Source organism: Bradyrhizobium sp. URHA0013 (genome assembly GCF_000518345.1).
GTDB lineage: Bacteria > Pseudomonadota > Alphaproteobacteria > Rhizobiales > Xanthobacteraceae > Bradyrhizobium.
On record NZ_JADK01000007.1, the window covers coordinates 290,168 to 301,799 of the forward strand.

Annotated in this window: 10 protein-coding genes; 7 read left to right on the top strand and 3 right to left on the bottom strand. The window is 64.4% G+C overall.

Annotated features, from left to right (window positions below):
* Positions 1-26: 26 nt before the first annotated feature.
* The gene (gene tpiA, locus N551_RS0111570; protein ID WP_027567117.1) at positions 27-782 is read right to left on the bottom strand and encodes a triose-phosphate isomerase; all 756 of its coding nucleotides are present in this window, start codon (positions 780-782) and stop codon (positions 27-29) included.
* 223 nt (positions 783-1,005) lie between these two features.
* Between tpiA and N551_RS0111575 the strand changes: the two genes are divergently transcribed.
* The 4 genes from N551_RS0111575 to moaC are packed head-to-tail and all read left to right on the top strand — an operon-like array spanning position 1,006 to position 5,293.
* Entirely contained in the window at positions 1,006-2,904 is a 1,899-nt protein-coding gene (locus N551_RS0111575; protein ID WP_027567118.1) for a peptidylprolyl isomerase, read from the top strand.
* A 14-nt stretch (positions 2,905-2,918) separates the two neighbouring features.
* Positions 2,919-3,932 (top strand): anthranilate phosphoribosyltransferase, encoded by a 1,014-nt coding sequence (gene trpD / locus N551_RS0111580; protein WP_027567119.1) that lies wholly within the window; start codon positions 2,919-2,921, stop codon positions 3,930-3,932.
* Between the two features lie 7 nt (positions 3,933-3,939).
* Positions 3,940-4,761, top strand: a complete 822-nt coding sequence (gene trpC / locus N551_RS0111585; RefSeq protein WP_027567120.1) for an indole-3-glycerol phosphate synthase TrpC — start codon at positions 3,940-3,942, stop codon at positions 4,759-4,761.
* Position 4,762: 1 nt separating this feature from the next.
* Positions 4,763-5,293: a cyclic pyranopterin monophosphate synthase MoaC gene (gene moaC / locus N551_RS0111590; RefSeq protein ID WP_027567121.1), complete on the top strand. Its 531-nt coding sequence runs from the start codon at positions 4,763-4,765 to the stop codon at positions 5,291-5,293.
* Positions 5,294-5,302: 9 nt separating this feature from the next.
* Here moaC and N551_RS0111595 read toward each other — a convergent pair whose 3' ends face one another.
* On the bottom strand, positions 5,303-5,467 hold the full coding sequence (locus N551_RS0111595) for a Flp family type IVb pilin (RefSeq protein WP_027567122.1): 165 nt from the start codon (positions 5,465-5,467) through the stop codon (positions 5,303-5,305).
* A 327-nt stretch (positions 5,468-5,794) separates the two neighbouring features.
* On the opposite strand from N551_RS0111595, the gene N551_RS0111600 reads away from it, so the two are divergent.
* The 3 genes from N551_RS0111600 to N551_RS0111610 all read left to right on the top strand — a co-directional run bounded on the left by N551_RS0111600 (position 5,795) and on the right by N551_RS0111610 (position 10,142).
* Positions 5,795-8,527 carry an EAL domain-containing protein gene (locus N551_RS0111600; RefSeq protein WP_027567123.1) on the top strand — a complete coding sequence of 911 codons (2,733 nt, stop codon included), beginning with the start codon at positions 5,795-5,797 and terminating at the stop codon, positions 8,525-8,527.
* Between the two features lie 71 nt (positions 8,528-8,598).
* Positions 8,599-9,207 carry a TetR/AcrR family transcriptional regulator gene (locus N551_RS0111605; RefSeq protein WP_027567124.1) on the top strand — a complete coding sequence of 203 codons (609 nt, stop codon included), beginning with the start codon at positions 8,599-8,601 and terminating at the stop codon, positions 9,205-9,207.
* Between the two features lie 71 nt (positions 9,208-9,278).
* Entirely contained in the window at positions 9,279-10,142 is an 864-nt protein-coding gene (locus N551_RS0111610) for a DMT family transporter (RefSeq protein WP_027567125.1), read from the top strand.
* A gap of 74 nt (positions 10,143-10,216) precedes the next feature.
* Here the strand turns inward: N551_RS0111610 and N551_RS0111615 are convergent, their stop codons facing one another.
* Positions 10,217-11,554: a S41 family peptidase gene (locus tag N551_RS0111615; RefSeq protein ID WP_027567126.1), complete on the bottom strand. Its 1,338-nt coding sequence runs from the start codon at positions 11,552-11,554 to the stop codon at positions 10,217-10,219.
* Positions 11,555-11,632 lie beyond the last annotated feature (78 nt).

The window sequence follows — 11,632 nt, forward strand, 5'->3', positions numbered from 1 at the left end:
GGCCGGGTCCTAAGGTTTGAAGTTAGCTAGGAACAGCCCTGCGCAATCGCAAGGAAATCGACCGCCTTCAGGCTGGCCCCGCCGACCAGCGCGCCATTGACGTTCTTCACGGCCATCAGCTCGGCCGCGTTCGAGGGCTTGACCGAGCCGCCATAGAGGATGCGCATCCCGGCGCCGTCGGCCTTGAACCTGGAGGTCAGGAATTCCCGGATAAAGCCATGAATCTGCTCGACATCCCCGGACGTCGGGGTCAGGCCGGTGCCGATTGCCCAGACCGGCTCATAGGCCACGACCAGATTTGCGGCAGTGGAGCCGTCCGGCAGCGAGCCCTTGAGCTGGCCGCGCAGGATATCCAGGGTTTGGCCCGCATCGCGCTGCGCTTGCGTCTCGCCGATGCAGACGATCGCCGTCACCCCGGCGCGCCAGGCGGCCTCGGCCTTCTGCCGGATCAGAGCATCGCCCTCGCCATGGTCGGCGCGGCGCTCGGAATGGCCGACGATGATCGCGGTCGCACCCGAATCCGCCAGCATTTCGGCGGCAATATCGCCGGTATGGGCGCCGGAGGCCTTGGGGTGGCAATCTTGGGCCCCCACCGCGACCTTCTTGCCGCGCGCCTTCTCGGCAAAGGCTGCGATCAGGGTCGCTGGCGGGCAAACCAGCAAATCGGCTTTGCCAGCCACCTCTGCCGCACCATTGAGCATGGCGTCGAATTCGGCAGTCGAGGCCTTCAGGCCGTTCATTTTCCAGTTGCCGGCGATCAGGGGGCGGATGGCATCGGTCATGTCAAATTCCAGCAAAATTTGGTTTGTGCATGCGCTAGCAGAGGTCCCGTGGCAGTTCCAGAGACCAGGGGCTTTTAACCGCAAGCATCGAAAGCCTGTCGGACCCGAGGTTGCGGGGGGAAAGCCACCACTTTATGATGATTGATCAATTTGGTGACGCGCTTTTGCGGAATCTGCATTAAGACGCGCTCCCGTTCCCCTCCTGCCAAACAAGTTGGACCAAATGCTTCGAGGAATGCGCAAGGCCTCATCAAACTGGCTCGGCAAGACCATTATGGCCGTTGTGATGGGCGTGCTGATCATCAGCTTCGGCGTTTGGGGCATTGCCGACATCTTCAAGGGCTTCGGGCAATCCACCGTGGCCAGGGTCGGCGGCACCGAGATTTCGTTGAACGAGTTCCGTCAGATTTACACCGATCGCCTCCAGCAGATCAGCCGCCAGTTCGGCCGGCCGCTGTCGCCTGAACAGGCGCGCGCCTTCGGTCTCGACCGTCAGGTGCTGCAGCAGACGATCGCGGAAGCCGCCCTCGACGAAGAGGCGCGCCGGCTCGGGCTCGGCCAGTCTGACGACCAGATCCGCCAGCTCATCATGAACGACCCGAACTTCAAGGGCGTCGGCGGCAACTTCGATTCGAACCGCTTCCAGTCCGTGATCCGCAATTTCGGCTATACCGAGCAGCGCTACGTTTCGGAGCAGCGCAAGGTCTCGCTGCGTCGGCAGATCACCGGCACGATCGGTGCCGGCCTCGAGCCGCCGAAGGCGATGCTCGACGTGCTGACGCGCTTCCAGAACGAGCAGCGCGCCATTGAATTCGTCAGGCTCGACGCGGCCCAGGCCGGCACCATCGACGCGCCATCGCCCGAGGCGCTCGCCGCCTATTTCGAGGATCACAAGGTCCAGTTCCGCGCGCCCGAATATCGCAAGATCGCGTTCGTCGTGGTCTCGCCGGAGGAGATCGGCAAGTGGAGCGAGGTGTCGGACGAGGATGCCAAGAAAGCGTTCGACCAGCGCAAGGACCGGCTCGGCACGCCGGAGAAGCGCCAGATCCAGCAGATCGTATTTCCCAACGCCGCCGAGGCGCAGGCCGCACGCGAGCGACTCACCAGCGGGACGTCGTTCGAGGACCTCGGCAAGGAGCGCGGACTGAGCGCGTCCGACGTCGATCTCGGGCTCGTGACCAAATCCTCGCTCGATCCCGCGGTTGGAGACGCCGTCTTCGCGCTTCCCGCCGGTGAAATCAGCCAGCCGATCCAGGGCCGTCTCGGCACGTCGATCGTCAAGGTCGACAAGATCGAGCCGGGCGCTGAGGCGAACTATGCGAGCGTTGCCGCCGAGATCAAGCGCGAGATCGCCACCGAGCGTGCGCGGGTCAAGGTCGCCGATCTCCGCGACAAGATGGAAGACGAGCGCGGCGGCGGTGCCAGCGTGATCGACGCGGCGCAGAAGCTCGGCCTCACCGCCATCACCATCGACGCCGTCGACCGTTCCGGCCGCGCCCCGAGCGGCCAGCCGGTCTCCGGCATTCCGCAGGGCCTCGACGTGGTGTCGCAGGCCTTCAACACCGATGTCGGCGTCGACAACGATTCGATTTCCTTCAAGGGCGGCTATGTCTGGTACGACGTGCTTGCCATCACGCCCTCGCGCGATCGCAATCTCGACGAGGTCCGCGACCAGGTCGAGGCGCGCTGGCGCCAGGACCAGATCGCGACCAAGCTGAAGGCCAAGGGGACCGAGATGGTGCAGAAGCTCGAATCTGGCGGCAAGCTCGCCGACGAAGCAGCTGCGATCGGCGCCAAGGTCGAGACCGCTACCGGCTTCAAGCGCGACGACTCGCCCACCAGCGTGCCCGCAACCGTGGTGTCGGCCGCCTTCCGTGTCGCCAAGGACGGCGTCGGGCAGACGGCAGTGACCGGCGGCACCGAGGTGATCGTGTTCCGCGTCACCGAGATCGTCGATCCCACGGTCGATGCCGCTTCCGAGACGGTCAAGAAGCTGAAGGACAGTCTCGACCGCGCGCAGACCGAGGAGCAGGTCGCTTCCTACGTCAACAAGCTCGAAACCGACATCGGGACCACCATTAATCAGGCCGCCTTCGCGCAGGTGACCGGCGCGAACCAGTGAGTTGAAAGCACGCGATGGACGACCTGAAATCGATCATTGGAAAAGTGGCGACCGGCGCCAGCCTGTCGCGTGACGAAGCGGCTTCCGCCTTCGACGCCGTGATGTCTGGCGAGGCTACGCCCTCGCAAATGGGCGGTCTGCTGATGGCGCTGCGGGTGCGCGGCGAGACTGTGGACGAGATCACCGGCGCGGTCGCGGCAATGCGCTCCAAGATGCTCACGGTCGATGCGCCCGCGGACGCCGTCGACATTGTCGGCACCGGCGGCGACGGCTCCGGCTCGGTCAATGTCTCGACCTGCGCCTCCTTCATCGTTTCGGGCGCCGGTCTGCCGGTGGCCAAGCACGGCAACCGCGCACTGTCGTCGCGCTCCGGCGCCGCCGACGTGCTGGCTTCGCTCGGGGTGAAAATCGATCTGAGGCCGGAGCAGGTCGGCCGCTGCATACGCGAATGCGGCATCGGCTTCATGTTCGCCCCCGCCCATCATCCCGCCATGAAGAACGTCGGCCCAACCCGGGTGGAGCTTGCGACACGCACGATCTTCAACCTGCTCGGCCCCTTGTCCAATCCGGCGGGCGTGAAGCGGCAGATGGTCGGCGTGTTCTCCCGGCAATGGGTGCAGCCGCTGGCGCAAGTGCTCAAGAACCTCGGCTCTGAATCCGCATGGGTCGTGCACGGTTCCGATGGCCTCGACGAAATCACCCTCACCGGCCCGACCTTCGTCTCCGCCCTCCACAACGGCGAGATCCGGAATTTCGAGGTGACGCCGGAGGACGCGGGCCTGCCGCGCTGCGAGGCCGGCGCACTCAAAGGCGGCGATGCCGACGCCAACGCTATCGCCTTGCAGAGCGTGCTCGACGGCAAGCCGAGCCCCTACCGTGACGTCGCGCTGATCAACGCCGCTGCCGCATTGGTCGTGGCGGGGCGAGCCAGGGATCTCAAGGAAGGCGTCGTGATCGGCGCAAAATCACTCGACAGCGGCGCGGCGAGCGCGCGGCTGAAACATTTGATCGCGGTCTCGAACGGCTGAGCCTGACATGTCGGACATCTTGACCAAGATCGAAGCCTACAAGCGCGAGGAAATCGCGGCGGCCAAACGCGCGCAGCCGCTGTCGGCTGTGGAAGCGAAGGCCAAGGCGCAAGCAGCACCGCGCGGCTTCCTGCGCGCCATCAAGGCCAAGCACACCAATGGCGACTACGCGCTGATCGCGGAGGTCAAGAAGGCCTCGCCGTCAAAGGGCCTGATCCGCGCCGATTTCGATCCGCCGCTGCTTGCGAGGGCCTATGAGGCCGGGGGTGCTGCCTGCCTGTCGGTGCTGACGGACACGCCCTCGTTCCAGGGCCATCTCGACTTCATGGTGGCGGCACGCGCGGCAACGTCACTGCCGGTGCTGCGCAAGGATTTCATGTTCGACACTTACCAGGTGGCGGAGGCCCGCGCGCACGGCGCCGACTGCATCCTGATCATCATGGCGGCGCTCGATGATGCCACGGCAAAAGAGCTCGAGGACGCCGCCATCGCCCATGGCATGGACGTGCTGATCGAGATCCACGACCGCGCCGAGCTTGATCGCGCACTGAAGCTGCGTTCGCCGATGATCGGCGTCAACAATCGCAATCTGCGCACCTTCGAAACCACGCTTGCGACCAGCGAAACATTGGCGCCGCTGATTCCGCAGGACCGGCTGATGGTCGGCGAGAGCGGCATCTTCACGCCCGCCGATCTCGCCCGGCTCGAGCGCGTCGGCATGTCGACCTTCCTGGTCGGCGAGAGCCTGATGCGGCAAGCCGACGTAACCGCTGCGACCCGTACGCTGCTGGCGCGCGAGACGACGGCGCGTGCGACGGGCACGCGCTGACATGGCCCGCAAGCCGAGCGCGACGAAACCAGCCAAGTCCAAGTCCAAGTCCAAGACCGGCCCTGCCCTCACCCATATCGGCGCCTCCGGCGAGGCGCGGATGGTTGACGTGTCGGATAAGCCCGCGAGCGAGCGGCTCGCGGTCGCGGAAGGACGCGTTGTCATGACCAGGGCGACGCTTGACCTGATCGTGTCCGGCAACGCCAAGAAGGGCGACGTGCTCGGCACCGCCCGCATCGCCGGCATCATGGCTGCCAAGCGCACCGCGGAGCTGATCCCGCTCTGCCATCCCCTCGCGCTGTCGAAGGTAACGGTCGAGATCGAGCCCAACGCGAAGCTGCCGGGCTGCCTCGTCCGCGCCAGCGTGAAGGTCACGGGCCCGACCGGCGTCGAGATGGAAGCGCTCACCGCCGTCTCGGTCGCCTGTCTCACCATCTACGACATGATCAAGGCGGTGGAACGCGGCGTGCGCATCGAAGGCATCCACCTGGTCGAGAAGCTCGGCGGCAAGTCCGGCCATTACCGCGTCTGATTGCCGCTGCTACTTCAGCGACGCGCTGATCGACCCGAATTTTGAATTGAGCTTGCTGCCCAGGCCGTTCACCACGGCGATGATCGCAAGCGCGATGCCGGCGGCGATCAGGCCATACTCGATCGCGGTTGCGCCGGTTTCGTCGGCGAGAAAATCCTTCAAAGCATTCTTCATGATCGTATCCCTCTGCGTCGTTGCGAAGACGTTCGTCGTTGCGAAGACGTTCGCAATTCGTGTGCCAATACGGACGTGAGGATCGCCAGCACCTTAGATGGTTAAGCTTCGATTGATCATCGCGATGATCGGCAGAAATTGCTCGGCCGCGGAAGCTTCCGGCAATTCCTGCAGGCCGCGCGTCCCGCATATTGATTGCTTTTGTGAGCGTCCGTTCACGGCGCATTAACCCAGCTTGCTAACTTCGCCTCCACTCCGTTCCCGTAAACCAACGGATGTTTCCGGGGCCAAGAATTGACCCTGACGTGCGCACGACAACGATCGATCATGATGACGGGATTCGGCAGTCGCCTTTTTGACCAGGCCTTCGTGCGCAGCGGACCGATCCGCTGGCTGGTGGTGGGCGGCACGCTGCTGATCGCTGCGATCGCCGTCGGCGCGACGCTGATGGCGCAGAATTTCCGCGAACGTGCGCTGCGCAGCTCCGGCCGCGAGCTGGAAAACACCGTGCTGATGCTGGCCCATCATTTCGACCAGCAATTGCAGGATTTCGCGGTCATCCAGAAGGATTTCGTCGACTACGTCCGCGCGAGCGGCATTACCAGTGCGGCGGACTATCGCAAGCGCCTCGCCGGCCAGGACCTCCATCGGATGCTGCGTTCGAAGATCGACGCACTGCCCTACATAGGCGGCCTCAATATCATCGATGCCGAAGGCAATTTGATCAATTCGTCGACGGCATGGCCGGCTCCGAACGTGAACGTTGCCGATCGCGCCTATTTCCAGACCTTCCGGTACAATCCCGACGCTCCCGACGTCCTGATCGAGCCACTTTACAGTCGCATCTCCGGCGCCTGGACCATCCTGATCGTGCGCAAGATCGTCGGACCGAACGGCGAATTCATGGGTGCGGTCGGACGCGGCATCGAGCCGGCAAATTTCGAAAAATTCTTCGAGTCAGCCGTGCTCGGCGAAAGCACGACGATCTCGATGCTGCACCGGGACGGCACGATGCTCGCCCGTTATCCCCATTCCAATGAATTGATGGGACGGAATTTCAAGAACGGTCCGTTCGCGCATCAAAGGGTTTTCGGGCTCGACCATTTTACCGGCCGCTTCATGAGCCCCGTCGACGGCGAGGACCGGCTGATTTCCTCACACGCCCTGCCTCACTTCCCGATCCTGATGATGGCCACCACGACGCGCGCGACGGCCCTGACGGACTGGCGCGAGCAGATCGGCATCCTGATCTCGGTCGCGGCCTCTTCCGCGCTGGCCATCGCGGGCGTGTTGATCGCGATCGTTCGCAAGCTCCTGGAGCAGCATCGTCTTTCGCGGGAACGGCTGACGCTGGAAAAGCAGCGTCTCGACCGCGCCGTCAACAACATGACCCAGGGCCTGCTGCTGTTCGACGCCTCGCAGCAGCTCGTGATCTGTAATCAGCGCTACATCGAGATGTACGGGCTGTCGGCCGAAATCGTGAGACCCGGCTGCAGCTTCCACGACATCATTGCGCACCGCAAAGCCACCGGCTCGTTCACCGGCGATGTGGACCAATATGTCGCACGGGTTCTGCGCGACGTCCACGTGCGCAATTCCATGGTGGTCGAGACCTCCGACGGTCGCTCGATCCAGATCGTCAACGAACCGCTCACGGACGGCGGCTGGGTGGCGACGCATGAGGACATCACGGAGCGCCGGCGTATCGAGGAGCGCATCACCCATCTCGCTCATTACGACGCGCTGACCGACCTGCCCAACCGCACCATGTTCCACGAGCATCTGCGTCAGGAACTCGATCTCGTCGCCGGGGGCGAACAACTCGCGGTGCACTACATCGATATCGACGAGTTCAAGGGCGTCAACGACGCGCTCGGGCACCTCGTCGGCGACGAGCTCCTGAAGTCGGTCGCGCAGAGCCTCCACCGCTGTGCGGGGGCGGCGGACTTCGTGGCGCGCCTCGGCGGCGACGAATTTGCCATCGTCCAGAGCGCGGTGACATCGCTGGATCAGGTCAACGAACTCGTCGCGCGGGTGTTTGAGGCCATCCGCGCGCCGTTCGACTGCATGGGACATCATCTTGCCACCGACGCCAGTATCGGCATCGCGCTGGCGCCGCAACATGGAACGGCGCTGGACCAGATCCTGAAGAACGCCGACATGGCGATGTACGCCGCCAAAGCCGCAGGGCGCCGCACCTATCGCTTTTTCGAGTCGGAGATGGACGCCAAGATCCACGAGCGGCGGCAGCTCGAGATCGACCTGCGCCACGCCATCGCCCAAGGTGCGCGCGAAGGCGGCCTCGAGGTGTATTACCAGCCCTGCCTCAGCCTGAAGGACGACCGCATCACCGGCTGCGAGGCGCTGGTGCGCTGGCGCCATCCCGAGCGCGGCATGGTCTCGCCGGCCGAGTTCATTCCGATCGCCGAGGACACCGGCCTGATCAACGAGATCGGCGAATGGGTGCTGGCGACCGCCTGCCGGGACGCGGCGAACTGGCCTGACGACATCCGCCTCGCCGTCAACGTCTCGCCGGTGCAGTTCAAGAGCGGCACGCTGGCGCTGAAGATCATGGCGGCGCTTGCCGCCTCCGATTTGCCGGCGAGCCGGCTCGAGCTCGAAATCACCGAGGCGGTGCTGATCCGCGACGACGACACGGCGCTTGCAATCCTGCATCAACTCCGCGCCATCGGCGTCCGCATCGCGCTGGACGATTTCGGCACCGGCTACTCCTCGCTGAGCTATCTGCACCGCTTCCCATTCGACAAGATCAAGATCGACCGCTGCTTCGTCAACGACATCGCCGGCCCCGACGGCTCCGCCAGCATCGTGCAGGCGGTCGTCAATCTCGCGGCCGCCCGCCGCATGACCACCACGGCCGAGGGCGTCGAGACCGAGGAGCAGCAGCGTCTGCTGCGTGCACTCGGCTGCTCCGAGATGCAGGGCTATCTGTTCAGCGCCGCAAAGCCCGCCGACAAGGTGCTGGAGCTGTTCGCGCTCCATCGCAGCCGTCTCGCCCAGCGCGGCGGCAACGAAAGCCGCCGCCGCGAGGCTGGCTAGAAACATCGACGTACAGCCAAACGGCGCGAGCGACCGCTTGAATTGAAGACCGTTTGGTCTATATATCGGCAATGCGCCGCCAAAACCCAGTGCCCTCGCCCCGTGGCCGTCCCCGAAGTTTCGACACGGACGCCGCTGTCGAACGCGCGATGGGGGTGTTCTGGTCACGCGGCTATCACGCCACGGCGCTACCGGACCTGCTTCGTGCGACGAAGCTCTCGCGTGGCAGCCTTTACGCCGCTTTCGGAGACAAGCACTCGCTGTTCTTGCGTGCGCTTGATCGCTACGTCGCCGAGGCCCTGACACGGATGGACGTCGAATTCGACAAAGAGCCGGTCGATAGACTGCGGGCCTATCTCGCCGGCTACGTTGACCGAACGAGCGGGGCCAATGGTCGGCGCGGATGCCTGCTGGTGGCCACAGCCATGGAACTGGCTGGCCGTGACGCTGAAGTCGATCGCCGCATCGCGAGCTTTTTCAAAGCCATGGAGGCCAGGGTGGCTGATGCCCTGTCCCGTGCCAAGGCGGCGGGCAAATTGGCCGATGGCGTCGAGCCTTCCAGTGCCGCCAAAATTCTCCTCTGTTTCGTCGAGGGGCTGCGCGTGGTCGGCAAAACGGCACCGACGCGGCTCACGTCGCAAGCCGCCGTTGACGCGCTTCTCGACCGTTTCATCAGGTAGACACGTTTGGACGCCCCTGCTGCTGGCACGCCAATATATATGGACTGATCGGTCTTTAAAGAAAGAATGCCATGTCCGCCATCCAGATCGTCTGCGCTGTGGCCGTCCCCCTGCTCTGGGGTTATCAGTTCGTGGCCATCAAAGTCGGCGTTACGGAATTTCCGCCTCTGTTCTTCCTCGCGCTGCGCTTCCTGGCCATCGCAATGCTGCTCGTTCCGTTCGTCAAACGTCCCACGCGTCCACAGTTCGGCCCGATCGCGGCTATTTCGCTTTTCCTCGGTGGGCTGAACTTCGGGCTGTTCTATGTTGGCCTTGGGCTCGGCTCGGGAAGCATGTCGGCCGTCGCCTATCAACTCGCCACGCCGTTCACCGTGCTGTTGGCGTGGCCACTGCTCGCGGAGAAGCCGTCTCTCACCACGTCCGCCGGAGTGGCGCTTGCATTCGTCGGCGTGGTCGTGTTGGCAGCAGGGCCCGGCCTCTCCGCAAACGCGCTTCCACTGCTGTTCGTGGTCGGGGCGGCCTTCGCTTTCGCGGTGTCCAACGTGTTGACGAAGCGCTACGGCCCTTTTGATCCCCTGATGTTGATGGGATGGTCCTCGCTGCTCACCGTGCCGCAGGTCATGTTGATGTCGCTGCTCCTTGAACATGGACAACTCGCGAGCCTCGTCACGGCAGATGGACGTGGTTGGCTGGCGCTCGCCTACACGATTTTCATCGGAGGAATTGTTGGGTTTGGCCTATGGTTTTGGCTGATCGGGCGTTGCTCGATGGGCCGCGTCGCACCTTTCGGTCTGCTGCTTCCGGTGTTCGCCTTGATGTCGAGTGTGTTGTTCCTGGGCGAACACATGACTTCAAAATTGATGATCGGCGGGCTGCTCGCGATCTCCGGCGTCGCCTTGACACAGTTGAGACCGAGCGCCTTGAACCCCAGCTGAGACGCGTCCAAGACGAATTCGCCCGGGAGCGGCCATCCACTCCCGGGCGATCGATGTCTGGAACTGGCGAGAGCCTAGTTCGGCACCGCAGCCTTCGGCCCGGGCTTGGCGGCGACCGCATTCGCGGTTTGGCCGTGCAGGAAGTCGTAGGCCGTATGCAGGGCCTTGTCGTCTTTCGCCTCCGGCGGGACATAGGACTGCGATCCGGTCTGCTCGGTGCCATCGGCCGCCTGGAGATGGCCGCGCATCTGGGACTCCGCCATGGTGTCCATCCGGCCCTTCAGCTCGGGCGGCACGTCCTGGAGGATCTCGATGTCGGGCGCGATGCCCTGGGCCTGGATCGAGCGGCCCGAGGGCGTGTAGTAGCGCGCCGTGGTCAGCGCCAGCGCGCCGTTGCCGGCGCCGAGCGGGATGATGGTCTGCACCGAGCCCTTGCCGAACGAGCGCGTGCCGATGATGGTCGCGCGCTTGTGATCGTGCAATGCGCCGGCCACGATCTCGGAGGCCGAAGCCGAGCCGCCGTTGACCAGAACCACCAGCGGTTTGCCCTTGGTGAGGTCGCCGCCATGCGCGGTGAAGCGCTGGGTCTCCTCGGCATTGCGGCCGCGGGTCGAGACGACCTCGCCACGCTGCAGGAACGCGCTCGACACCGACACGGCCTGGTCGAGCAGTCCGCCCGGATTGTTGCGCAGGTCCATCACGTAGCCGACCAGCTTCTCCGGCGGAACGTCCTTGGCGATCGATGCGATCGCCTTCTTCAGGCCGTCGGTGGTCTGCTCGTTGAACGAGGTGACGCGGATATAGCCGATGTCGCCGTTCTCGACGTGGAAGCGCACGGGGCGCACATGGATGATCTCGCGCTTGATCGCGACGTCGAGCGGGGCGTCGGCCCCCTTGCGCACGATCGTGAGCTTGGTCTGGGTCTCGACCGGCCCCTTCATCTTGTTGACGGCCTGCTCGAGCGTCATGCCCTGCACGGCATCGCCGTCGATCTTGCTGATGAGGTCGCCCGACATGATGCCGGCCTTGGAGGCCGGCGTGTCGTCGATCGGCGAGACGACCTTGACCAGCCCCTCCTCCATCGTGACCTCGATGCCGAGCCCGCCGAACTCGCCGGAGGTGGTCTCCTGCATCTCGGTCCAGGCCTTGTCGTTCATGTAGCGCGAGTGCGGATCGAGCGAGGTCACCATGCCGGTGATCGCACCTTCGATCAGCTTGGCATTGTCAGGCTTCTCGACATAGCTCGCCTTCACCCGCTCGAACACTTCGCCGAACAGATTGAGCTTGGAATAGGCGTCATCCGCGCTCGCTGCCGCCCGTGCCGCCCACACGCCGCCGTGCGGACTGGCTACCAGAAGGGTCAGACACGCTCCGGTGAGCGCGCCCATTGGAAACAGCAGGGTTTTCCGCATGGATAGACTGGCCTTTTTGCTTCGCGGTTCGGTGGGGCTGGGGAGCCGCCATGCAAATGGCGATCCAGCCTGCTTCTC